We start from the raw sequence: 23337 nt of genomic DNA, 5'->3' as shown, positions 1-23337 counted from the left end.
AGAGCACCAAAATGGAAGAAGAAAAATACATGAGACGTTGCATTGAACTGGCAAAAAACGGACTGTGCAATGTCGCTCCAAACCCGATGGTAGGGGCTGTTATCGTATGTGACGGACTTATTATCGGCGAAGGATATCACATCCGCTGCGGAGAGGCGCATGCCGAAGTAAACGCGATTCGTTCCGTCAAAGACAAGTCTTTATTGAGCCGTTCCACCATTTATGTCAGCCTGGAACCTTGCTCACACTACGGAAAGACGCCTCCTTGTGCCGACTTGATTATCGAGAAGCAGATTCCCCGTATTGTAATTGGCTGTCAAGACCCGTTCTCACAGGTCGCCGGACGAGGAATTCAGAAGTTGCGAGACGCCGGAAGAGAAGTGACAATAGGCGTACTGGAGAAAGAATGCAGGTATCTGATCCGGCGCTTCATTACTTTCAATACGCTGCACCGCCCCTTTATCACACTAAAATGGGCAGAATCGGCTGATCATTTCATTGATGTAGAACGAACAGACGGCAATCCCGTAGTACTGTCCTCCCCTCTTACTTCCATGCTTGTACATAAAAAGAGAGCGGAAACTGATGCAATCATGGTAGGCAGGCGGACAGCATTGTTGGACAATCCGTCGCTGACAGTCCGCAACTGGTACGGCCGGAATCCGGTACGCATCGTTTTGGACCGTGCATTGTCTCTTCCCCACAGCCTGCGTCTGTTTGACGGAGAAGTACCCACCATCGTATTTACAGCAGAAAAACATCCGGACAAGAAGAACGTCACATACCGCACGATTGAATTCACACAGGATATTCTGCCACAGATCATGAAAGTGCTATATCAACAAAAAATACAGTCCTTACTGGTAGAGGGAGGAAGTCAGCTGCTCCAATCATTTATTGATGCCGAACTATGGGATGAAGTATATATTGAGAAATGTCCGTGCAAGCTGAATTCCGGTGTTAAAGCACCTGAAATAAGCGATAATTTTAGTTATTCGACTGAAAAACACTTCGACAGACAGATTTGGCATTATGTTTTCGAGAAATAGCTAAAATAGTTCTATTCAAGGGGTTCTACGTCGATAAAAACAGCGTTATTATCTATAATTTTATATAAAACTTCCCCTTAATGTTCTATATCGGAAAAAATGTTCCTATTTTTGCAACTTGTAAATAAACACAATCTTTCAAATGAGAATAAAGTTTTTATCAATCATTGCGAGTTTTTTCATGGTGTCATTCGTTATTACGTCTTGCCTTGACAATGATAACGAAGTCAATTATAGTCCGGATGCGACTATACGCGCATTTGAACTTGACACTATAGGTTATGGGGTAAACTATAAATTCACAATTGACCAAGTTAGTCGTTTAATATATAATGTGGATTCACTGCCTGTCAATGCTGACACGATCATTAATAGTATTCTGATCAAGACGCTGACAACAGCATCCGGTATCGTGACGATGAAAGATCAGAACGATCAGGATTCAATCGTTAATATTAACGACTCTATTGACCTGACTAAGTATGTAAATGCAACCGAGAAAAACAACTTTCTGGTACTGAAGGTATGGGCACCGAATATGGAGGTTCAGAATGAGTACAAAGTTAATATACGGATGCATACGATGGTTCCCGATTCACTCAGTTGGGGAAAAGACCCTATAGCGAACAATCCCGTGAGCAACACTGCTGAAAAACAAAAGGTAGTAACGCTTGGGGACAAGATATTATTATTCGCTCAAAACAATGAAATTTACAGTACAGCAATACCGGCAGGCTCTCCTACTGATCGTTTAAACTATGGTCAAAAATGGGATAAAGAAACTACTGGAAAACTTCCTGTTGGTGCTGATATTACATCCATTATCCGATTCGTTGACAAGTTATATTTACTTGCTGAGAATAAGGAAGTATATAATTCCAATGACGGTTTGACTTGGACAAAAGATGAAGTACTCAATTCCGATGGTGTTTCCGTTACTAATCTGATAACCAGCTTTTCTGACAGTGATGGCAGTAACCATAAAAAGATAAATGGAATAGCAGGTATAGTAGAGATTAATGGAGAGAAATATTTCAGTTTTGCAGAGAAAGATGCAACATGGGAGAAAGATATAGACAAATTAACAGCTGTCCCTGCTGAGTTCCCGATAAACAATCTGTCAGCCGATGTATATGCAACTGAAAGCGGAACGTTGAATGCAATCGTTGTGGGTAATACTAAAGACGGTTTAGACAATGACACAGCTACAGTCGTTTGGGCTTCAGAAGATGGTAAAGCCTGGATTCCAATGGAGATTCCATCAAATAATAACTGTCCGAAATTAGTAGACCCGTCTATTATACATTATAATGACGCATTCTACATTTGCGGAAAAGAGACAAAAGATGATGCTAAGGGATTCCAGAAATTCTATACCTCCCCGACATTACTTGTATGGAAAGGGGTAGACAGAATGTTCATGCTTCCCGGAATTCTTCCTCCGGTGAAACTTGAAGGAGGAATAACACAACATCCTTCTCTTCACGAATCCAGCTTCAAGGGAAAAGAAGCAAACTACACGATGGTAGTTGACAGAAACCATTATATATGGATGGTAGGCGGTCAAGGTATTGACAAAATCTGGCGTGGTAGAGTTAATAAACTCGGATTCCTAATACAATAATAAGAAGTAGTTAAATACGAACCTTATAATCAAAACATGTCCTATATAGAGAAAATAGACAAAAATCGGATTCCCCAGCACATAGCCATCATTATGGATGGGAATGGGAGATGGGCTAAACAGCGGGGAAAAGAACGAACTTACGGTCACCAGGCAGGCGCAGAAACGGTACATAAAATTATCGAGGATGCTGCACGTCTGGGGGTCAAATATCTGACTTTATATACCTTCTCCACTGAGAACTGGAATCGTCCGCAGGAAGAAGTAACAGCTTTGATGAATCTATTGCTGGATTCTATCGAAGAAGAAACGCTGATGAAGAACAATATTCGTTTCCGCATTATTGGCGATATAAAGAAATTACCTGCTGAAGTGCAGGAAGGTCTGTCAAGATGTATAGAACACACAGCTAATAATACAGGAACCTGTCTGGTACTGGCACTCAGCTACTCTTCCCGCTGGGAAATGACTGAAGCAGTCCGACAGATTGCAACGCTTGCGAAAACGGGAGAAATATCTCCTGAACAAATAACAGATGAATACATAACTGCTCATCTGACCACAAACTTTATGCCCGACCCGGATTTACTGATTCGCACGGGAGGAGAAATCCGACTAAGTAACTACCTGCTATGGCAATGTGCTTATTCGGAGCTTTATTTTTGTGATACATTCTGGCCGGACTTCGATAAAGAAGAATTCTGCAAAGCCATTTATGAGTATCAGCAAAGAGAGCGCCGGTTCGGCAAAACGAGTGAACAAATCAGCTAACATAATTCGAAACATCAAATTATAACATAAATGCATTATCGTATTTCCTTTATATTCGTAACGTTTATCTGCCTGTTCTGCTTTGCAGCCACGGGCTTTACGCAGAATACCAACACTGACGAAGACTCTAAGCCAGTCATCTTATACTCAGGAACGCCTAAAAAGTATGAGATAGCAGACATCAAGGTTGAAGGCGTGAAGAATTATGAAGACTATGTGTTAATCGGATTATCCGGACTGTCCGTTGGACAGACGATTACCGTGCCGGGTGATGAGATTACCGGAGCAATCAAGCGCTACTGGAAACATGGTTTGTTCTCTAACGTACAGATTACTGCCGAAAAGATAGAAGGCAACAAGATTTGGTTAAAAATCAGTCTGACACAGCGTCCCCGTATTGCGGATGTGCGCTATCATGGCGTGAAAAAGTCGGAACGTACAGACCTTGAAAACAAGCTGGGTATGGTAAAAGGTATGCAGATCACTCCGAATACCGTTGACCGTGCAAAGACATTGATCAAACGTTATTTTGATGATAAAGGCTTTAAGAATGCGGAAGTGATTATCGCGCAAAAGGACGATCCATCTAACGAAAATCAGGTGATTGTTGACATTGATATCGACAAGAAGGAAAAGATTAAAGTGCACGCTATCCATATCACCGGAAACTCGGCTATCAAAACATCCAAGCTGAAGAAAGTGATGAAGAAGACCAATGAAAAAGGCAAACTTCTGAATCTGTTCCGCACCAAGAAATTTGTTCCGGAAAACTTTGAAGCAGATAAGCAGCTGATCATAGATAAGTATAACGAGCTGGGATATCGTGATGCAATGATCGTAAAGGACAGTGTAGCACAATACGACGAAAAGACGGTAGATGTATATATGGATATAGACGAAGGTCAGAAATATTACCTTCGTAATGTAACATGGGTAGGTAACACACTGTATCCTTCGGAACAGCTGAACTTCCTGCTCCGCATGAAGAAGGGTGATGTTTATAACCAGAAGTTGCTGGGAGAACGAACCTCTACAGATGACGACGCAATCGGTAACTTATATTATAATAACGGTTATTTGTTCTACAATCTTGATCCGGTAGAAGTAAATATCGTCGGTGACTCCATCGACCTCGAAATGAGAATCTATGAAGGCCGTCAGGCTACGATTAATAAGATCAACATCAGCGGTAACGACCGTCTGTATGAAAACGTAGTTCGTCGTGAGCTTCGTATTCGTCCGGGACAGTTGTTCAGCAAGGATGACCTGATGCGTTCATTACGTGAAATCCAGCAGATGGGACACTTTGACCCTGAAAAACTGCAGCCGGATATTCAGCCGGACCCTGTAAACGGAACGGTTGATATAGGTCTTCCTTTGACATCTAAAGCCAATGACCAGGTAGAGTTCTCTGCCGGTTGGGGACAAACAGGTATCATCGGTAAACTGAGCCTGAAATTTACCAACTTCTCTGTTGCCAACTTGCTGCGTCCGGGTGAAAACTACCGTGGTATCCTGCCGCAAGGTGACGGACAGACATTGACCATCAGCGGTCAGACGAATGCTAAATACTATCAGTCATATAGTATCTCATTCTTCGATCCTTGGTTTGGAGGTAAACGACCGAACTCACTTTCCGTATCGGCTTTCTTCTCAGTTCAGACTGACATCAGCAGCCGTTACTACAACTCAAGCTATTTCAACAACTATTATAATAGTATGTATAGCGGTTATGGTGGCTATGGTATGTACAACTATGGCAATTACAACAACTATGAGAACTACTATGACCCCGATAAATCTATCAAGATGTGGGGACTTTCTCTAGGTTGGGGTAAGCGTCTGAAATGGCCGGATGACTACTTTACTTTGTCTGCAGAGCTAGCTTACCAACGCTACAATCTGAAAGACTGGCAGTACTTCCCGGTAACCAACGGTAAATGTAATGACCTCAGCATTTCATTGACTCTGGCCCGTAACTCTATTGACAACCCGATTTTCCCGCGTACAGGTTCGGACTTCTCGCTGTCAGTGCAGTTCACACCGCCGTACTCATTGTTTGATGGTAAAGACTATAAAGGCTATTTCTATGATGCGGACAATGAACGCATTACTCAAGACAACATGAACAAACTTCATAGATGGGTTGAGTACCACAAATGGAAATTTAAAGCCAAAACATATACTCCGTTGATGGACTATATAGCACATCCTAAGTGTCTAGTATTGATGACACGTACGGAATTCGGTTTGTTAGGTCATTACAACAAATATAAGAAATCACCGTTCGGTACATTCGACGTAGGTGGTGACGGTATGACTGGTTACTCCAGCTACGCTACAGAAAGTATTGCTTTGCGTGGTTACGAAAACAGTTCACTGACACCATACGGAAAAGAAGGATATGCTTATGCACGCCTCGGTATCGAATTAAGATATCCGTTGATGCTGGAAACAAGTACCAACATTTATGTGTTAGGTTTCTTGGAGGCTGGTAACGCATGGCATGATATCTCAAAATTCAATCCGTTTGATTTGAAACGTTCTGCCGGTGTCGGTGTTCGTATCTTCTTGCCGATGATTGGTATGATGGGGATTGACTGGGGATACGGGTTCGATAAGATAAATGGTAGTAAGGAATACGGCGGCAGCCAGTTCCACTTTATCTTAGGACAAGAATTCTAATATAAAACTAAAAACTAAACGTCATGAGAAAGTCTGTTCTATCCATTATGTTACTGTTTGCCATCAGTATGGCAGCTAGTGCACAAAAATTTGCATTGATCGATACGGAATATATTCTGAAAAATATTCCGGCATATCAAAGCGCTAATGAGCAATTGCAGGAAGCTACGAAGAAATATCAAAGCGAAGTGGAGGTAATTGCCAAGGAAGCACAGAAGATGTTCCAGGACTATCAAGCTCAGTCCTCTACTCTCTCTGCGGCTCAGAAGACTAAGAAGGAAGATGAAATTGTAGCGAAAGAGAAATCCGCTGCCGAACTGAAGCGCAAATACTTCGGTCCGGAAGGCGAATTGGCTAAGATGCAGGAGAAGCTGATTAATCCTATTCAGGATGAAATATATGGTGCCGTAAAGGAACTGTCGCAACTACACGGATACGACCTTGTACTTGACAGAGCCTCTGCTGCAGGCATCATTTTTGGCAATCCACGTATTGATATTAGTGATGAAGTGCTGAGAAAATTAGGATATTCAAATTAATTTCATACATTTGCATCGAAAATAACTAAAAATCATTCAAATAAATTATAGAACTATGCTAAAAAAAATTGCACTTGTATTGATGCTTGCACTCCCAATGGGTGTATTTGCACAAAATCTGAAATTCGGTCATATTAATGCCCAGGAAATCGTTTCAGCAATGCCTGAATTTGCTAAGGCACAATCTGATATTGAAGCACTAGACAAACAACTGACCAGCGAATTACAAAGAACTCAGGAAGAATTCAACAAGAAATATCAGGAATTCCAGCAAGCTATCGCTAAGGACTCTCTTCCTGCTAACATCGCTGAGAGAAGACAAAAAGAACTGCAGGATATGATGCAAAGACAAGAGCAGTTCCAGCAGGAAGCTCAACAGCAGATGCAAAAGGCTCAGGCTGATGCAATGGCTCCTATCTACAAAAAGTTGGACGACGCAATTAAAGCGGTAGGTGCTGCCGAAGGCGTAATCTACATCTTCGACCTTGCAAGAACACCGGTTGCTTACGTTAATGAGTCACAAAGTATTAATCTGACTCCTAAGGTAAAGACACAGCTTGGCATCAAATAAGAAGCTATAAGCTATAAAATACCGAAAGGGAAAGAGAAAAGAAGATCATACTTCTTTCTCTTTCCCTTTTTCATGTAACTTTGCGTATATAAAATCGCACTCGTCATGAAGCAACATCTATCTCATACACCCGGGCCAATCGGAGTTTTCGATTCCGGATACGGTGGGCTGACTATCCTCAACAAGATAAGAGAGGCGCTGCCGGAATATGATTATATCTATCTGGGAGACAATGCACGCACTCCTTACGGCACACGTTCTTTTGAAATCGTATACGAATTCACTTTGCAGGCAGTCAATAAATTGTTTGAAATGGGATGTCATCTCGTTATCTTGGCCTGCAATACAGCCTCTGCCAAAGCATTGCGCAGCATACAAATGAATGACTTGCCCGGCATTGACCCTGAACGCCGTGTACTCGGAGTTATCCGCCCTACCGTTGAGTGTATAGGCGACATTACTCAAAGCCGTCATATCGGAGTACTGGCAACAGCAGGTACCATCAAGTCCGAATCGTATCCATTAGAGATACATAAGCTATTCCCGGATATTCAAGTGAGCGGAATAGCATGCCCCATGTGGGTACCGCTAGTGGAAAATAATGAATCACAGAACGAAGGGGCCGATTATTTCATCCGGAAATACATTGACCAGTTGCTATCCAAAGATCCTGAAATTGACACGATGATTCTGGGCTGTACGCATTATCCTATCTTGCTCCCTAAGATACAAGAATACACTCCGAAGCATATCCGCATTGTCGCACAAGGAGAATATGTAGCCGAAAGTCTGAAGGACTACCTGAGCAGACACCCGGAAATGAATGCCAAATGCACCAAAAACGGCAGCTGTCTGTTTTACACCACAGAGGCGGAAGAGAAGTTTGTCGAATCGGCCTCTTCCTTCCTGAACCAGCAAATCGACGTAAAAAGAATTTCTCTCGAATAAATATGGGAAAGCAGATCAATCTTTCCTTCTTTTTTGTTATATTTGTATACATAACCTCAAATAGCATAAGATTATGAAAGAAGAAGATTATAGTAGGGCCATAGAAGTATTCTCCGGTTCTCCATGGGAAGCAGAAATTATCAAGGGATTGTTGGAAAGTAATAACATCCGCTGCGTCATTAAAGATGGTATCATGGGGACATTAGCCCCCTATATTGCTCCATCTGTATCTGTTCTGGTCACTGAAGACCAGTACGAAGCCGCTACTGAACTGATCAGAAGCCGCAACGAGAAAGATACTGACTGATACGGTCCAGTCCTTCCCGGATACTCTCCAGCGAATTCGCATAGGAGAAACGGACATATCCTTCGCCTCCCGTTCCAAAGTCTATACCGGGAGTGATGCCGACATGCGCATTTTCGAGAACATCGAATGCAAAGCGATAAGAGTCGGTAGTGAACTTACGTGCATCAGCGAAAATATAAAAGGCACCCTGAGGCTCAACTTTGATCTCGAATCCCATTTCCCGAAGACGACTGATCATATACCGGCGGCGTTCATCATAGATCTGCTTCATCCGTTCCACATCCGAGTCAGCCTGCCGTAATGCGGCAATCCCCGCTTGCTGGGCGATGCTGGATGCACAGATAAACAGATTCTGCTGCAACTTCTGCAAAGAACGCATACAGGATTTCGGTGCTATCAGATAACCTAAACGCAACCCTGTCATCGCAAATCGTTTGGAAAATCCGTTCAGGACAAAAGCCTTATCCGTATATTCCAGAATACTATGCGCACGTCCTTCGTATACAAGTCCGTGATAAATCTCATCCGAAATAATAGGAACACCTAAAGATGCCACACTTTTCAGGAAACTCTCATCCAGCAACATACCCGTCGGATTCATCGGCGAATTAATAAAAATACCTGCCGTATGCGGAGTGACACACTTACGGATCGCTTCTATATCATATTGCAAACCATTCTCTTCGGACAGAGGCACCAGCACAGGTTTTGCCTGGGCAGCCAACACGAAGTTACGATAACACGCATACCCCGGATTGGAGAGAATCACTTCACTATCCGAGTTACAAAGCAACATCAAGACCAGAAGGATAGACGGAGAAGAGCCGGAAGTGACGACAATACAATCCGGATCGACAGTGACTCCATATTCACGCTGATAAAAAGCGGCTATTTCACGACGCAACTCCGGATCCCCCAAAGAGTGAGTATAATGTGTGAGGTGCCGGTCGTAGGCAGCCTTAGCAGCCTCCGCCACACAAGCCGGAACGTCAAAGTCCGGCTCACCGACTTCCAGGTGGATAACGTCCACACCTTGTTTCTGTAATTCATTTGCACGCTCCAATACATCCATCACGATAAAGGAGGTCATTTGTTCTACTTGGGGATTCGTATGTTTCATTGTTTTTCTTTTATCTGTCAGGCTGCAAAGATAATTCTTTTCAGCCTGTTTTTGTAACATATCGACAAAAAGCTCTATATTTGTGCTTTCAAATCGTTAGTAAGGATGAAACAGGAGTTTACACGAATAGCAGTAAAAGTAGGCAGTAACGTATTGGCACGCCGTGACGGTACATTGGACGTCACCCGTATGTCGGCACTCGTTGACCAGATAGCAGAATTAAATAAATCCGGAGTAGAGATCATTCTTATTTCTTCGGGAGCTGTTGCTTCGGGACGCAGCGAGATACACCCGCAGAAAAAGCTCGACAGTGTAGACCAGCGCCAGTTATTCTCCGCTGTAGGACAAGCTAAATTAATAAACCGCTACTATGAGCTTTTCCGTGAACACGGCATTGCGGTAGGTCAGGTACTGACTACCAAAGAGAACTTCAGTACCCGCCGCCATTATCTGAATCAGAAGAACTGCATGACGGTGATGCTCGAAAACGGCGTCATCCCCATCGTCAATGAGAATGATACGATTTCGGTCAGCGAACTTATGTTCACGGACAATGACGAGCTTTCCGGACTAATCGCTTCCATGATGGACGCGCAGGCACTGATTATCCTGAGTAACATAGACGGAATCTACAACGGTTCACCCTCCGATCCTGCCTCCGCTGTCATTCGTGAAATCGAGCACGGAAAGGATTTATCCAACTATATCCAGACTACCAAATCGAGCTTCGGTCGTGGCGGTATGCTGACAAAAACGAATATCGCCCGCAAGGTAGCCGACGAAGGGATTACAGTCATTATCGCCAACGGAAAACGGGATAATATTCTCGTAGACTTGTTGCAACAACCGGACGATACGGTTTGCACGCGCTTTATCCCTTCCACCGAGGCGGTATCCAGTGTAAAGAAATGGATTGCCCACAGCGAAGGATTCGCCAAAGGGGAAATCCATATTAACGAATGTGCCACGGATATACTCAGCTCGGAGAAGGCAGCCAGCATTCTTCCGGTCGGAATCACCCACATCGAAGGCGAATTTGAGAAAGACGATATTGTACGCATCATGGACTTCCAGGGCAATCAGGTTGGTGTAGGAAAAGCGAACTGCGACTCCGCACAGGCCAGGGAAGCAATGGGCAAACATGGCAAAAAGCCTGTAGTACATTACGACTATCTGTATATCGAATAAAAAACATAAAACGTAAAAAGGAGCAAATGACTACAAATTTAAACGGAACTTTCGCTGCTGTACAAGCTGCCAGCCGGGAATTGGCATTGCTGAGCGACGACACCATCAATCAGATACTGAACGCGGTCGCTGATGCTGCCATTGCCGAAACACCCTTTATCCTGTCAGAAAATGAAAAGGACCTGGCACGGATGGACAAGAGTAACCCGAAGTACGACCGGTTAAAACTGACGGAGGAAAGGCTGAAAGGCATCGCTGCCGACACACGTAATGTAGCCACTCTCCCCTCCCCGCTGGGAAGGATTTTAAAGGAAACCTCCCGCCCCAATGGAATGAAGCTGACCAAAGTCAGTGTCCCCTTCGGAGTAATAGGCATCATCTATGAAGCGCGTCCTAATGTCAGCTTCGACGTTTTTTCCCTTTGCCTGAAAAGCGGAAATGCCTGTATCCTGAAAGGTGGAAGTGATGCGGACGATTCCAACCGTGCCATCATCAGCGTCATTCACAAGGTACTTGAAAAGTTTCATGTCAACCCGCATATAGTAGAACTGCTCCCGGCAGACAGAGAGGCTACGGCAGCATTACTGAATGCGACAGGCTATGTAGACCTGATTATTCCAAGAGGAAGCAGCAATCTGATAAATTTCGTGCGCGAGAATGCACGGATTCCTGTCATTGAAACAGGAGCAGGTATCTGTCACACTTATTTTGATGAGTTCGGAGATACCCGGAAAGGAGCGAATATTATCCATAATGCCAAGACACGCCGTGTCAGTGTCTGCAATGCGCTCGACTGCACCATCATTCATGAAAAACGTCTGGGAGATTTGCCTGCGCTCTGCGATCAACTGAAAGAAAGCAAGGTTACTATCTATGCAGATACACAGGCTTATCAGGCACTGGAAGGACATTATCCGGCTGAATTGCTGCAACCTGCCACCCCGGAAAGCTTCGGAACAGAGTTTCTGGATTATAAGATGGCTGTCAAAACGGTGAAAAGCTTTGAAGACGCACTGGGACATATACAGGAAAACAGTTCAAGGCACAGCGAATGTATCGTGACCGAAAACAAAGAGCGTGCCGCCTTGTTTACTAAGATAGTAGATGCGGCATGCGTATATACTAACGTATCTACCGCTTTCACCGACGGTGCACAATTCGGCCTGGGAGCCGAGATAGGCATCAGTACTCAAAAGCTGCATGCCCGCGGTCCTATGGGACTAGAGGAAATCACTTCCTACAAATGGGTGATCGAAGGCGACGGACAGACCAGATGGTAAAGTGAGGAAACGACAAATGATCAATTGGACAATAACGATTAATGATAGATAAAATGAAGAAATTTACTTGTGTACAGGACATCGGCGATTTAAAATCAGCCCTTGCAGAAGCATTTGAAATTCAAAAAGACCGCTTCAAATATGTAGAGTTGGGACGAAACAAGACATTGATGATGATCTTCTTTAATTCCAGCCTCCGTACCCGCCTCAGCACACAGAAAGCAGCTCTTAATCTGGGAATGAATGTAATGGTGCTGGACATCAACCAAGGTGCATGGAAACTGGAAACAGAACGTGGCGTCATCATGGATGGTGACAAACCGGAACATCTGCTGGAAGCGATTCCTGTGATGGGTTGTTATTGTGACATCATCGGAGTACGTTCCTTTGCCCGTTTCGAAGATCGCGATTTTGACTATCAGGAGACTATTCTGAATCAATTTATTCAATATTCCGGACGTCCTGTCTTTTCGATGGAGGCAGCCACCCGCCACCCATTGCAGAGCTTTGCCGATTTAATCACCATTGAGGAATATAAAAAGACGGCACGTCCCAAAGTCGTAATGACTTGGGCGCCACATCCCCGTCCATTGCCACAGGCTGTTCCCAACTCCTTTGCAGAGTGGATGAATGCCACTGACTATGATTTCGTTATCACTCACCCGGAAGGATATGAGCTGGCGCCTCAATTCGTAGGAAATGCCAAGGTAGAATATGATCAGATGAAGGCTTTCGAAGGAGCAGACTTTATATACGCCAAGAACTGGGCTGCCTATACAGGCGACAATTACGGCCAGATATTAAGCAAAGACCGTGAATGGACAGTCAGCGACCGACAGATGGCAGTAACCAACAATGCTTTCTTTATGCACTGCCTGCCTGTTCGCAGAAATATGATCGTTACGGATGATGTAATCGAAAGTCCCCAGTCTATCGTTATCCCCGAAGCTGCCAACCGTGAAATCTCGGCTACGGTGGTTTTGAAGAGATTGATTGAGGGATTGGAATAAACGGAACATCTGTGAATGAAACCTTGCTTTTATTCTCGCACCTATGAGAAAAGATTCTCATGCCTTTGAGAAATTTTTCTCATAGGTATGAGAATTTTTTCTCATTGCGGTGAGAACTTTTTCTCATAAGCATGAGAATACATTGAGAATATAGCAACATCTATTTAACTGCATACTAGCACGATAACGATTGCATCCCTTCAGAATTTTATGTAAAGCGCAACCATTTATTCTAGAATAGATAGAAAAAAGCCGTACAGCAACAACCTTAGTATTCTATCTCCTTTCCTGCCGCCTGCCAGGCATTGAATCCTTTACCAAGCTCCACAACCTTATATCCTTTTTCACTAAGGATCGCAGCAGCTTTCTTGCTCCGTTTACCGCTACGGCAATACAACGCAACCGGTTTGTTCTTTTGCAACAATGAATCCGCCATCGAGGCAAAAGAGTCATCCATCACATTTATATTGATCGTTTTTGCAATATGTCCTTCTGAATATTCAGCCAGTGTACGAACATCCAGACGCTGCACTTCTTCATCCTGAATGATAGAATCGAAATCCTCTACATTCACCGTTTTAAAGTCTCCTTTCTGCTGACAGGAGAAAAGAGAAGAGAGAAATAAAAATAATCCCACGACTAATTGATTCATTTTAAACATATGTACTATCTTAATCAGTTCACGCCCGGAACATATTCAAATCCCGGATCACAATACTTGCTTGATTCTACCACCACACCATTTTTATCTGTGGTATGATACTTGAATTTTATCCTTATGGTTTGATGAGGATTTTCTTCATCCACATATTTCGTCAGAGGAACAGAAATGTAAGCACGACGATTATAGTTCTCCTCATCCCCATTCGCATCATGAAACAGAGACAAAGTAACGACTGTCTCATCCCCTTCCGCCTCGACGCTCTCTTCTATCATACCAAACACGTGCTGTTTGCCACTATTGATATTGATCTTCACGTTCAGAATCATATTCAAATAGTCACGCCCCAGCCAAATGCTGGTCACGTCTACCGGATCATACTTCAGTCCGCCTTCAAAAGCCGGGTCGTCAGCCCCCTTTGGCTCCGGTGCCACCACCGACTGCAATGAGTATATGACAGCCGTAGCATCCTCCGGATTTACTTCATAGTTACTGATTACACGCCTAGCCGAGTTCGGAGAAATGGTTGATCCGGTACGGTCTCTCGCAACAGTCAACAGCTCTCCCTTGTCAGGAAGCAGACTCTGTATCAGACCATCCGCCCCAGCCTTCACTGTGACAAATTCCAACTTCACAGAAGGATAATAGTAATCATCATCATCCCCGCAGGCAGTCATCAGGAAAAGCATACCCAAAAGCCAGAGTGTATGTAACTTTACTTTATTCATTGGCAAGCAGCTAAATAGTTCACCAACGGATTGGCATACATTAATAACAATTTTCCACGCAAAAAGTCTTCGTCTTTATTCGGAATCTTTATTTTGCCCAGTTGTTGCTCGATATAGGTAACAAATCGTTGTTTCTCTTCGGGGGTGTAATGACCGGCAAACTCGGATGTACCCTTCAGCAAGTCATAGGCAACGTAATTACCCGAATAGATCCGGTAGTTACTATGAATCCTCTGGTCGATGCAGGCAGATATGCTGGAGAACAGTTCCTGCTTCGGCAATGAACGGTCCAGCTGTGCCAACCTGTCATTGATACAGGGAGCCGTCTGAAAATGAACCTTCCCTTTATATCCGAAAAGACCGGTCTGCATACTGATCAAATCGTCCTGAGTGGTTTTCTTATATCCTTCTATATCTCTTTTCAACTGAAACTCCTGCGCTTTCAGGAAGTCACAGGGATCATATTCGTATGAAATGGCAAGAGGAGCGATATTCATCTCCATCAGACGGTCGATCAAGTCGCCTTCACCACCCATCGCCAGCATCTTCAGTACGCTATCCTGAGTACGGTCGTTCGAGTCTTTAGCACGCCCTTCGCGCTGGGCAATCCAGATGGACTGCTTCTTCTCACTAATGGTATAATGCATATAACGGGACATCCGTGCCGAAGATTCCAGCATCTGCCGCATGGTCAGCGCCCGTTGTACAATAAACGATTTGTTGACACGAACCAGCTTCTTGATCCACGGATAAACCAGCAGATTGTCACCAATCGCTATCTCTACCGTATCCATTCCCTGATCAATCAGCAAAATAGAGAGGAAGCCCGAATCCAATATAATATCCCGATGATTGGAGAGATATGTATAAGCCTTGCTTTTATCCGGCACAGCCGTATGATCCAGAGTCAGCCCATCCGTATGGTCCGCCGCTATTTTCCATAAAATACCATAACAGAATGTTTCCTGAAAATCCAGCTTGCTCTTACAAGCGCGTATTTTCTGCGCCAAAAGTTCAAAGGGGACGTTCGGTATCGCATCAGTAGCCGCCTTCTGAAAAGCAGGATCAGCAATCAGCTCCTCAAAAATTTGAGGAAGTTCCTCATCATTGTAAGGACGAATCTCATCAAACTCTGTAGTATCCATAAGCTATGAAGTTTAGAGGCAGGTAATAGGTAATAAGTAATAGGTAATAGGCTGCGCTATGCCCACACAAATTTAATATTTAATATTTAATATCTATTACTTATTACCTGTTACCTATTACTTAAAATTTATTTTCTATTATATCAGTCATCACATCCTTTATATCCAGACCGGCAGCACGCACTTGCTGGGGAATAAAGCTTGTAGTGGTCATCCCCGGAGTCGTATTCACTTCCAGCAGATTGATCTTTTCGCCGGCAGTCACAATATAATCCACACGGATGATACCGGAACAGCCCAATATATCATAAATGGCCGAGGTCAGCATTTGCACGCGATTCGTCAGTTCGTCCGAGATGCGTGCAGGAGTTATCTCGTCTACCTGACCATTGTATTTTGCATCATAATCAAAGAACTCATTATGTGTCACCACTTCCGTAGGCGGGAAGATGACGGTCTTGTCTTTGGTTTTATAGCAGCCGCAGGTCAGCTCCGTTCCTTCCATAAATGCTTCTACGAGCACTTCCTGGGCTTCTTCAAAGGCCTTAACAATGGCCGGCTGTATTTGTTCTTTCGTCTTAACCTTTGTTACGCCGAAGCTCGAACCGCCCAGACTCGGCTTGATGAAACAAGGCAAACCGATCTTTTCCATCACATCTTCGTCGGAAACCGATTGTCCCTGACGCAATAGCAACGATTCTGCAATACGCACTCCGAAGGCTTTCAGGTATTGGTTGCAGGTAAACTTGTCATAGGTGATCGCCGCAGCCAGCACCCCGCAACAAGAGTATGGTATGTGCATCATGTCAAAGTATCCCTGAAGACGGCCGTCTTCGCCCGGAGTACCGTGAATGGTAATATAGGCAAAGTCAAACCTGATCTTTTCCGTTCCCAGCATAAAGCTGAAATCATTGCGGTCTACCGGTGCTTTTGCACCATCCGGCAATTGTACTTCCCAACGGGTCCCCTGCATCTCGACAATGTACAGTGTGTACTTTTCCTTATCTATGAAGGAATATATTCCCTGTGCACTACGCAGGGATACATGAAATTCGGAGGTGTCACCTCCGGCTACGATAGCAATTGTGCGTTTCATTCTATTTCTCTGTTACTTATATAGCCTCGCCACTTCTCGATAAGCCGGGTCATGTCATCCGGAAGTTCGGAAGTAAAGTACATCTCTTCGCCTGTGACGGGATGTACGAACCCCAATGTCATGGCATGCAGAGCCTGCCGGGGACAAGTGTCAAAGCAATTATTTACAAATTGTTTGTATTTACTAAAGTGAGTACCTTTCAGAATTTCGTGACCGCCATAGCGTTCGTCATTGAAAAGTACATGCCCGATATGTTTCATGTGGACACGAATCTGATGAGTACGTCCGGTTTCGAGTATGCACTCTACCAGCGTGACATATCCCAGCCGTTCAAGCACCCGATAATGAGTGACCGCGTGCTTGCCCATCGACGGGTCGGACATAACCGCCATCTGCATCCGGTCTTTCGGATTACGGGCGATACTGCCTACAATCGTGCCTTCATCCTGTTCCACATTTCCCCAGACAAGGGCACGGTATCTGCGTTTGGTCGTCTTATTAAAGAATTGTATTCCGAGGTTGGTCTTGGCATCCGGCGTCTTGGCAATCACCAGCAGACCGGACGTATCTTTATCAATCCGGTGGACCAGGCCGACGTGCGGGTCATTGGCATCATATTCGGGAATATCTTTCATGTGCCATGCCAACGCATTGACAAGCGTACCGTGATAGTTTCCGTGTCCCGGATGTACTACCAGTCCCGCAGGCTTGTTCACTACCATTACATATGGATCTTCGTAAACGATATTAAGGGGGATATTTTCGGGAATAATCTCGTTCTCATAACGAGGACGGTCCATCATGACGGTAATGACATCGAGCGGCTTAACCTTGTAGCTGCTCTTCACCGGCTTACCGTTAGCCATGACGAATCCATCTTCGGCAGCCTTCTGAATACGGTTGCGCGAAGCATTGACAATACGTTCGAACAGATATTTGTCGACTCTGACCATCGCCTGTCCCTTGTCTACGACCACCCGAAAATGTTCGTAAAGCTGGGATTCGTCACCGACAGGTTCTATATCATCCAAATCATTCTCCAGTTCATCCGGAAGTTCTTCCTCGATCATGTGAATCTGTTTCGTTATTTATCAATTAAAACCAACTATCATCCTGACTTGAAGAGGATTCTGAGGAAACAGGTTCATCTGCCCCTTCAACATTTTCCATGGAGTCGCTTTCCAACGGTTCGTTTTCTCCGTTTCCTACCATCAGTGTCAATGCAGCTCCCAAAGGTACTTTATCTCCCGCATTCAGTGAGCGCCCCTGATATTTAATGCCGTACACCCAGTCCTTCTCACCGTTCATCAACTGAATCTCGGTCAGCTTGAATCCAGCAGCAAGCACTTTCGCCTGTGCCTGGCGCAGAGAACTGTTGTCCGCCACATCGGGAACAGCACGCAAAGGAATACTCAGTGTATTGATAGTCAGGTAAATGGTGCGGCCTTCTTTCACTTTTTGTCCGATTCCCGGGTTGACATCAAGTACAATGCCAGCTGCCATATTCTTCACATAATTAGAATCGGAAACGACACATACCAATCCATGATTGCGGAACATTTTTGAAGCTTCATCCACAGTCATCCCTTTTACATCGGGCACAACCACCGCCTCACCGTGACGAGTATAAACATCCAGCCATTTCATCACGCCGAACACAATCAGCACCACTGCCACAATCATGACAAGGATATTCACCCAGAAATATTTATTTGTTTTAAAAGAAAAGAATTCTTTGATTGTCATACGCTTTGCTGTTAATCCGCGCCAAAGATACTACAAATTAGTTGAATTTCGGAATAGTGGGCAATGAAAATGTCCCTGCATAAATGCAAGGACACCTGTCATCACCACAATTGTTGCAACTATATTCCCCACTCCTATAGATTTCAACAACCTTATATTCTAGGATGCGGCTTCCGGATTCTCTGAGCACAACCGTCTGTCGCATATATTCCGTCTATGATCTGTGACAAAGAAAGCTAAAAAGTGACAAAGAGCATTCCATTAAACATTATTTAATACTCTATTTAACTACTGTGCCAAGAGTCCTGTACTTTTTATCATAAAAAGGAAGTTATAACCAACTTTAATGGAAATAGAAGCAAACAAAAAAGGCGGAGTTTAAAACTCCGCCTTTTTTGTTTCTGAGTGATGATTACCACTTCTGTCCGTTGTACTCATCAGAAACAGTCAGTTTCTTTCTGCCTTTCGCACGGCGAGCAGCTAATACTCTACGACCATTAGCCGATGCCATTCTCTCACGGAAACCGTGTTTGTTCTTTCTCTTTCTGTTAGAGGGTTGAAATGTTCTTTTCATTACTGTATCTTGTTTTTATGTTATTATTCTACGTAATCGGGCTGCAAAAATAGAGACTTTTTTTAAATTAACCAAGCGATAAGTCATTTTTGCTCAAAAGTTTTTGTGTTTTTTACTGATTTAGATTACTTTTGCACTCGAATTACGACGAAGACAATTAAATAACAATAATATAATAAGAAAAACAGCAGTATGATTAATGCTCAAGACATCAAAAACGGAACTTGTATCCGTATGGACGGAAAGCTCTATTTCTGTATAGAATTCCTGCATGTAAAACCAGGTAAAGGTAACACATTTATGCGTACCAAGCTGAAAGACGTAGTAAGCGGTTATGTTCTCGAACGCCGTTTCAATATCGGTGAAAAACTGGAAGAAGTACGCGTTGAACGTCGTCCATACCAATTCCTGTATAAAGAAGGAGAAGACTATATCTTCATGAACCAGGAAACTTTTGACCAACACCCCATCGCTCACGCCCTGATCAATGGTGTAGACTTCTTGCTCGAAGGTGCAGTGCTGGACGTTGTTTCTGACGCTTCTACCGAAACTGTACTTTATGCAGACATGCCGATCAAAGTTCAGATGAAGGTTACTTATACAGAACCGGGAATGAAAGGTGATACAGCCACCAACACACTGAAACCTGCTACCGTAGAATCAGGTGCAACAGTACGTGTGCCTTTGTTCATCAGCGAAGGTGAAACAATTGAAATCGACACTCGTGACGGTTCTTACGTAGGACGCGTAAAAGCATAAATGTCATACAAATGACATAAAGAAACGGTGGATTTGCTTCGGCACTTCCACCGTTTTTTATTACCTTTGTCCATCACTAACCCTAATATTAAGATACAAAAGAATGAAAAAGTTGATTTACACACTGCTCTTTGTCCTTATTTCCGTTGCAGCCAACGGTCAGCAGGCAAAGTACGTATTCTATTTCATCGGAGACGGAATGGGAGTCAATCAGGTAAATGGTACAGAGATGTATCAGGCAGAACTGCAAAACGGGCGCATCGGCGTTGAACCTTTATTGTTCACCCAATTTCCGGTAGCAACGATGGCAACCACTTTCTCCGCGACAAACTCTGTTACCGACTCTGCCGCTGCGGGTACTGCACTGGCTACCGGAAAGAAGACCTACAACAGTGCCATCTCTGTAGGAGAAGACAAAAAACCGATTGAAACCGTAGCCGAAAAAGCCAAGAAGGCCGGAAAGAAAGTAGGTGTCACTACTTCCGTCAGCGTAGACCACGCCACTCCTGCCGCTTTCTACGCTCATCAAGCAGACCGTAATATGAATTATGAAATCGCTGTCGACCTGACAAAAGCGAACTTTGACTTCTATGCAGGCGGTGGTTTTCTGAAACCGGACAAGACGTATGACAAGAAAGACGCTCCCAACATCTTCCCTATTTTCGAAGAAGCAGGTTACACCGTAGCACGTGGCTACAGCGATTATAAAGCCAAAAGCAAGGATGCCGGCAAAATGATCCTGATACAGGAAGAAGGCAAAGATCCATCCTGCCTGCCTTATGCTATCGACCGTAAAAGCGACGACTTGACTCTCGCCCAAATCACAGAAAGCGCAATCGACTTCCTGACCAAAGGCAAGAACAAAGGGTTCTTCTTAATGGTAGAAGGTGGAAAGATTGACTGGGCTTGCCACGGTAATGACGCCGCTACCGTATTCAATGAAGTAAAGGACATGGATGACGCTATCAAAGTAGCTTACGAATTCTACAAGAAACATCCGAAAGAAACACTGATCGTTGTTACGGCCGACCACGAAACCGGTGGTATCGTACTAGGTACAGGAAAATATGCGTTGAACCTGAAAGCATTGCAATATCAAAAACATTCTGCTGACGGATTGTCCAGACGTATCAGCGAACTAAGAAAATCAAAAGGCAACAAAGTGACTTGGGAAGACATGAAAGAATTCCTGGGTGAAGAAATGGGCTTCTGGAAACAGTTCCCTATTTCTTGGGAACAGGAAAAGAAGCTGCGTGACGAGTTCGAACAATCCTTTGTCAGAAATAAGGTGGTATTTGCCGAAAGCATGTACTCTAAAAGCGAGCCGATGGCTGCACGCGCTAAAGAAGTAATGGACCAGATATCTATGGTAGGCTGGGTAAGCGGCGGTCACTCTGCCGGTTATGTGCCGGTATTTGCCATCGGTGCCGGTTCTCAACTGTTCGGTGAGAAGATTGACAATACGGAAATTCCGAAACGGATAGCTAAAGCTGCCGGATATAAATAAAGAATTGACTGCACGAATATGTAATCAAAACACTATTTATTTTCATTTAGGCACGGATTTCACGGATTAACACGGTTCTATTCAATTAAAGACCGTGAAATTCGTGCAATCCGTGCCTAAATAATATTATCATTATAATAGATGATTTTCATTGGGGCCCTTCTCTTGATATGTTTCCCGTTAGGAAACGGGCGTTCCCTCACCGAGAAACGAGAGTTACCTTTAAAAGAAACGATCGTTCCCACACCGGGAAACGGCAGTTTCCAAAGCAGGAAATTCATGGAAACTCTAAGCCATTCATATACAATCCAATAGTCATATCATACCTATGTCTATTGGAGACATGAAGAGAGACTAGAGTGTACTTACAAATTCATTACATCCTGTTCGAACCGATCTTTATCTCCGGCAGCTTTATTGCGCATTCTGCTCCGGTAATTATAGATAGTTGCCAAAGAATAACCCAGAAAATGAGCAATCTTGTTACTATCCACTACTCCTAAACGAATAAGGGCAAAGATCCGGAGTTCGGTTGTCAGCAGTTCGTCTGATTTTGGATAAACTCTTGCTTCTTCTACCAGCAGATTATTGAAAGAAGTAATAAAGTGTGGGAACAGTTTAAGGAATGACTTATCAAATTCGTTATAAAATTCATTCCGCTCGTCCCGGATAAACTGTTCGGACTTAATTGCTTTAAACAAGTCATCGATACGTGACGACATGGCAAGTTTGGCCAGAGAGCGGCGATAAGTTTCCAGTTTATCTAGATAATTGACGCATCTGTCCAGATAACGGGCAATATATACTTCCTTTATCTTTCCGGTCTGTTCCAATTCTTTGTTGACCGCAGACATTTGCTTGTTGGCCAAGCTTAGATTCCTACGCATGACGGATATCTTCTTCATCCAACGATACAGATAGAAAATAGCAATGAGGAGAAACAGCGACAACAGACTGACACTAATCAACATGGCACGGGAAACGGCCCGTTCTCTCTCTTCTTTCAGTTTATAAGCCTTATCAATAATCGGGAAAAACTCCGTCACTTCCATAAATCGCAAACGGGCATTACATGCTACAGCATCTTCCATCGAACAACTCAGATATTTGTAAGCACGGTCAATATCCCCTAGTTCATACATCAGATGCGCGAGTTTCTGCAAGGAAGCATACTCCCTGACGGAAGATTCCAAGTCTGCAATAGCAGTCAGTATCAGATAATAAACTTCTTTCTCAACGTCTTTCTTCATGCTATATGCTTCGGAAAGGGTATAATAGATATATACTTTCTGACGTTCGTCTTCCATATCTTTCAGTGCATCGTTCAGCATGCCGATAGCCGTATCGGCCTTTCCGGTCACGATACATCGTTCCGCCATAACAATCGTTTTATTTTCTTCCGGAGGCATGGCGGCGATAATGGAATCTCTGTACAAATCGGTCTTTTTCAGGTATTTTTCTTTTTCGGTTTTGTTTGTCGTATAATCAGCGAGCCAGCCGTAGCAGGCGCGATAGGTCTGGTAATAAGAAAGCAAAGTCCATTCATTCAGTTTTTTAGGATCAATCTTCTCCAATTGTTCCATAGCTTCGATGTACATGCCCATTACACCCATTACCGTAGCACGGTTAATGATAATCTCATATTCCAGTTCCGGACGATTTAATTGGGGCAATATCTCCATCTGACGGTTAATATAATGAAGCGCCGAATCTGCCTGATAATGCAGGTAAGCCCCAAAGAGGGAGGCATACAACTCATAATTCCGGGCAGGATCGGTGGAATGGGCAAGTTGTACTTTTAAATCAGTAATGTCTTTTTCTCTCCGTATCTGATAAGTTTCCTTCTTACTTATAATGTCATCCAGTTTTTTAAGGGCCGCCTTATTTATATCCGTATGCTTTGCGGACAAGGAAAGAGGATAAACAAAAAGAAGAAACAAAAGATAATAGGTTAGATTTCTCATAAGGTGCTTTTTTAAGATGTGACAAATATAATGATTATAGTAATAAAAACGAAAAATATCGTCAT

The 23337-nt window shown here is 43.7% G+C and carries 22 protein-coding genes; 13 read left to right on the top strand and 9 right to left on the bottom strand.

What is annotated here, in order from left to right:
- The first annotated feature begins 11 nt into the window (after positions 1-11).
- From ribD to HMPREF9007_RS07160, 8 genes are all read left to right on the top strand, one after another.
- Positions 12-1049 carry a bifunctional diaminohydroxyphosphoribosylaminopyrimidine deaminase/5-amino-6-(5-phosphoribosylamino)uracil reductase RibD gene (gene ribD, locus HMPREF9007_RS07125; RefSeq protein WP_008762664.1) on the top strand — a complete coding sequence of 346 codons (1038 nt, stop codon included), beginning with the start codon at positions 12-14 and terminating at the stop codon, positions 1047-1049.
- A 142-nt stretch (positions 1050-1191) separates the two neighbouring features.
- On the top strand, positions 1192-2673 hold the full coding sequence (locus HMPREF9007_RS07130; protein WP_032850581.1) for a DUF6242 domain-containing protein: 1482 nt from the start codon (positions 1192-1194) through the stop codon (positions 2671-2673).
- A gap of 36 nt (positions 2674-2709) precedes the next feature.
- A complete protein-coding gene (locus tag HMPREF9007_RS07135; protein WP_008762662.1) occupies positions 2710-3444 on the top strand; it encodes an isoprenyl transferase in 735 nt (244 codons plus the stop codon).
- A gap of 30 nt (positions 3445-3474) precedes the next feature.
- Positions 3475-6129, top strand: a complete 2655-nt coding sequence (locus HMPREF9007_RS07140) for a POTRA domain-containing protein (protein WP_008762661.1) — start codon at positions 3475-3477, stop codon at positions 6127-6129.
- A 23-nt stretch (positions 6130-6152) separates the two neighbouring features.
- Positions 6153-6668 carry an OmpH family outer membrane protein gene (locus HMPREF9007_RS07145; protein WP_008762660.1) on the top strand — a complete coding sequence of 172 codons (516 nt, stop codon included), beginning with the start codon at positions 6153-6155 and terminating at the stop codon, positions 6666-6668.
- A gap of 55 nt (positions 6669-6723) precedes the next feature.
- A complete protein-coding gene (locus HMPREF9007_RS07150) occupies positions 6724-7239 on the top strand; it encodes an OmpH family outer membrane protein (RefSeq protein ID WP_008762659.1) in 516 nt (171 codons plus the stop codon).
- Positions 7240-7344: 105 nt separating this feature from the next.
- Entirely contained in the window at positions 7345-8187 is an 843-nt protein-coding gene (gene murI / locus HMPREF9007_RS07155; RefSeq protein ID WP_008762658.1) for a glutamate racemase, read from the top strand.
- A 73-nt stretch (positions 8188-8260) separates the two neighbouring features.
- Positions 8261-8494 (top strand): DUF2007-related protein, encoded by a 234-nt coding sequence (locus HMPREF9007_RS07160; RefSeq protein ID WP_008762657.1) that lies wholly within the window; start codon positions 8261-8263, stop codon positions 8492-8494.
- Here the strand turns inward: HMPREF9007_RS07160 and HMPREF9007_RS07165 are convergent.
- On the bottom strand, positions 8463-9614 hold the full coding sequence (locus tag HMPREF9007_RS07165; protein WP_008762656.1) for a pyridoxal phosphate-dependent aminotransferase: 1152 nt from the start codon (positions 9612-9614) through the stop codon (positions 8463-8465). The two genes, HMPREF9007_RS07160 and HMPREF9007_RS07165, sit on opposite strands and share 32 nt — an antisense overlap.
- 105 nt (positions 9615-9719) lie before the next feature.
- On the opposite strand from HMPREF9007_RS07165, the gene proB reads away from it, so the two are divergent.
- From proB to HMPREF9007_RS07180, 3 genes are read left to right on the top strand one after another with little or no spacing between them, the layout of a single operon-like run.
- Positions 9720-10802 (top strand): glutamate 5-kinase, encoded by a 1083-nt coding sequence (proB, locus tag HMPREF9007_RS07170; RefSeq protein WP_008762655.1) that lies wholly within the window; start codon positions 9720-9722, stop codon positions 10800-10802.
- A 26-nt stretch (positions 10803-10828) separates the two neighbouring features.
- Complete coding sequence (locus tag HMPREF9007_RS07175) at positions 10829-12082, top strand: glutamate-5-semialdehyde dehydrogenase (protein WP_008762654.1); 1254 nt, start codon at positions 10829-10831, stop codon at positions 12080-12082.
- A 53-nt stretch (positions 12083-12135) separates the two neighbouring features.
- On the top strand, positions 12136-13092 hold the full coding sequence (locus HMPREF9007_RS07180; RefSeq protein WP_008762653.1) for an acetylornithine carbamoyltransferase: 957 nt from the start codon (positions 12136-12138) through the stop codon (positions 13090-13092).
- Between the two features lie 268 nt (positions 13093-13360).
- On the opposite strand, the gene HMPREF9007_RS07185 is transcribed toward HMPREF9007_RS07180, so the two are convergent.
- From HMPREF9007_RS07185 to rpmH, 7 genes are all read right to left on the bottom strand, one after another.
- Complete coding sequence (locus HMPREF9007_RS07185) at positions 13361-13753, bottom strand: rhodanese-like domain-containing protein (protein ID WP_008762652.1); 393 nt, start codon at positions 13751-13753, stop codon at positions 13361-13363.
- Between the two features lie 14 nt (positions 13754-13767).
- Positions 13768-14481, bottom strand: coding sequence for a NigD-like protein (locus tag HMPREF9007_RS07190; RefSeq protein ID WP_008762651.1), 714 nt, complete (start codon positions 14479-14481; stop codon positions 13768-13770).
- Positions 14478-15626: a hypothetical protein gene (locus HMPREF9007_RS07195; protein ID WP_008762650.1), complete on the bottom strand. Its 1149-nt coding sequence runs from the start codon at positions 15624-15626 to the stop codon at positions 14478-14480. Before HMPREF9007_RS07195 ends, HMPREF9007_RS07190 begins: the two co-directional genes overlap by 4 nt.
- A 121-nt stretch (positions 15627-15747) precedes the next feature.
- Entirely contained in the window at positions 15748-16722 is a 975-nt protein-coding gene (locus HMPREF9007_RS07200) for a D-alanine--D-alanine ligase (RefSeq protein WP_008762649.1), read from the bottom strand.
- Complete coding sequence (locus HMPREF9007_RS07205; protein WP_008762648.1) at positions 16719-17792, bottom strand: RluA family pseudouridine synthase; 1074 nt, start codon at positions 17790-17792, stop codon at positions 16719-16721. Before HMPREF9007_RS07205 ends, HMPREF9007_RS07200 begins: the two co-directional genes overlap by 4 nt.
- Before the next feature lie 25 nt (positions 17793-17817).
- Positions 17818-18468 carry a PASTA domain-containing protein gene (locus HMPREF9007_RS07210; RefSeq protein WP_008762647.1) on the bottom strand — a complete coding sequence of 217 codons (651 nt, stop codon included), beginning with the start codon at positions 18466-18468 and terminating at the stop codon, positions 17818-17820.
- 412 nt (positions 18469-18880) lie between these two features.
- The gene (gene rpmH / locus HMPREF9007_RS07215; RefSeq protein WP_005678985.1) at positions 18881-19042 is read right to left on the bottom strand and encodes a 50S ribosomal protein L34; all 162 of its coding nucleotides are present in this window, start codon (positions 19040-19042) and stop codon (positions 18881-18883) included.
- Between the two features lie 192 nt (positions 19043-19234).
- On the opposite strand from rpmH, the gene efp reads away from it, so the two are divergent.
- Positions 19235-19801, top strand: coding sequence for an elongation factor P (gene efp, locus HMPREF9007_RS07220; protein WP_008762646.1), 567 nt, complete (start codon positions 19235-19237; stop codon positions 19799-19801).
- Between the two features lie 103 nt (positions 19802-19904).
- The gene (locus HMPREF9007_RS07225) at positions 19905-21308 is read left to right on the top strand and encodes an alkaline phosphatase (RefSeq protein ID WP_008762645.1); all 1404 of its coding nucleotides are present in this window, start codon (positions 19905-19907) and stop codon (positions 21306-21308) included.
- Between the two features lie 365 nt (positions 21309-21673).
- Here the strand turns inward: HMPREF9007_RS07225 and HMPREF9007_RS07230 are convergent, their stop codons facing one another.
- Positions 21674-23272 (bottom strand): DUF6377 domain-containing protein, encoded by a 1599-nt coding sequence (locus HMPREF9007_RS07230; RefSeq protein ID WP_008762644.1) that lies wholly within the window; start codon positions 23270-23272, stop codon positions 21674-21676.
- Positions 23273-23337: the final 65 nt, after the last annotated feature.

Origin of the sequence: Bacteroides sp. 1_1_14 (assembly GCF_000162515.1) — a bacterium.
Classification (GTDB): Bacteria; Bacteroidota; Bacteroidia; order Bacteroidales; family Bacteroidaceae; genus Bacteroides; species Bacteroides thetaiotaomicron.
Note: the sequence above shows the minus strand (reverse complement) of the source record. Positions and strands in the feature narration are given on the sequence as shown.

What these genes read in the sequence shown, in the direction of transcription:
- ribD (WP_008762664.1), top strand. Translation starts at nt 12, where the DNA reads ATGGAAGAAGAAAAATACATGAGACGTTGCATTGAACTGGCAAAAAAC.
- HMPREF9007_RS07130 (WP_032850581.1), top strand. Translation starts at nt 1,192, where the DNA reads ATGAGAATAAAGTTTTTATCAATCATTGCGAGTTTTTTCATGGTGTCA.
- HMPREF9007_RS07135 (WP_008762662.1), top strand. Translation starts at nt 2,710, where the DNA reads ATGTCCTATATAGAGAAAATAGACAAAAATCGGATTCCCCAGCACATA.
- HMPREF9007_RS07140 (WP_008762661.1), top strand. Translation starts at nt 3,475, where the DNA reads ATGCATTATCGTATTTCCTTTATATTCGTAACGTTTATCTGCCTGTTC.
- HMPREF9007_RS07145 (WP_008762660.1), top strand. Translation starts at nt 6,153, where the DNA reads ATGAGAAAGTCTGTTCTATCCATTATGTTACTGTTTGCCATCAGTATG.
- HMPREF9007_RS07150 (WP_008762659.1), top strand. Translation starts at nt 6,724, where the DNA reads ATGCTAAAAAAAATTGCACTTGTATTGATGCTTGCACTCCCAATGGGT.
- murI (WP_008762658.1), top strand. Translation starts at nt 7,345, where the DNA reads ATGAAGCAACATCTATCTCATACACCCGGGCCAATCGGAGTTTTCGAT.
- HMPREF9007_RS07160 (WP_008762657.1), top strand. Translation starts at nt 8,261, where the DNA reads ATGAAAGAAGAAGATTATAGTAGGGCCATAGAAGTATTCTCCGGTTCT.
- HMPREF9007_RS07165 (WP_008762656.1), bottom strand. Translation starts at nt 9,614, where the DNA reads ATGAAACATACGAATCCCCAAGTAGAACAAATGACCTCCTTTATCGTG.
- proB (WP_008762655.1), top strand. Translation starts at nt 9,720, where the DNA reads ATGAAACAGGAGTTTACACGAATAGCAGTAAAAGTAGGCAGTAACGTA.
- HMPREF9007_RS07175 (WP_008762654.1), top strand. Translation starts at nt 10,829, where the DNA reads ATGACTACAAATTTAAACGGAACTTTCGCTGCTGTACAAGCTGCCAGC.
- HMPREF9007_RS07180 (WP_008762653.1), top strand. Translation starts at nt 12,136, where the DNA reads ATGAAGAAATTTACTTGTGTACAGGACATCGGCGATTTAAAATCAGCC.
- HMPREF9007_RS07185 (WP_008762652.1), bottom strand. Translation starts at nt 13,753, where the DNA reads ATGTTTAAAATGAATCAATTAGTCGTGGGATTATTTTTATTTCTCTCT.
- HMPREF9007_RS07190 (WP_008762651.1), bottom strand. Translation starts at nt 14,481, where the DNA reads ATGAATAAAGTAAAGTTACATACACTCTGGCTTTTGGGTATGCTTTTC.
- HMPREF9007_RS07195 (WP_008762650.1), bottom strand. Translation starts at nt 15,626, where the DNA reads ATGGATACTACAGAGTTTGATGAGATTCGTCCTTACAATGATGAGGAA.
- HMPREF9007_RS07200 (WP_008762649.1), bottom strand. Translation starts at nt 16,722, where the DNA reads ATGAAACGCACAATTGCTATCGTAGCCGGAGGTGACACCTCCGAATTT.
- HMPREF9007_RS07205 (WP_008762648.1), bottom strand. Translation starts at nt 17,792, where the DNA reads ATGATCGAGGAAGAACTTCCGGATGAACTGGAGAATGATTTGGATGAT.
- HMPREF9007_RS07210 (WP_008762647.1), bottom strand. Translation starts at nt 18,468, where the DNA reads ATGACAATCAAAGAATTCTTTTCTTTTAAAACAAATAAATATTTCTGG.
- rpmH (WP_005678985.1), bottom strand. Translation starts at nt 19,042, where the DNA reads ATGAAAAGAACATTTCAACCCTCTAACAGAAAGAGAAAGAACAAACAC.
- efp (WP_008762646.1), top strand. Translation starts at nt 19,235, where the DNA reads ATGATTAATGCTCAAGACATCAAAAACGGAACTTGTATCCGTATGGAC.
- HMPREF9007_RS07225 (WP_008762645.1), top strand. Translation starts at nt 19,905, where the DNA reads ATGAAAAAGTTGATTTACACACTGCTCTTTGTCCTTATTTCCGTTGCA.
- HMPREF9007_RS07230 (WP_008762644.1), bottom strand. Translation starts at nt 23,272, where the DNA reads ATGAGAAATCTAACCTATTATCTTTTGTTTCTTCTTTTTGTTTATCCT.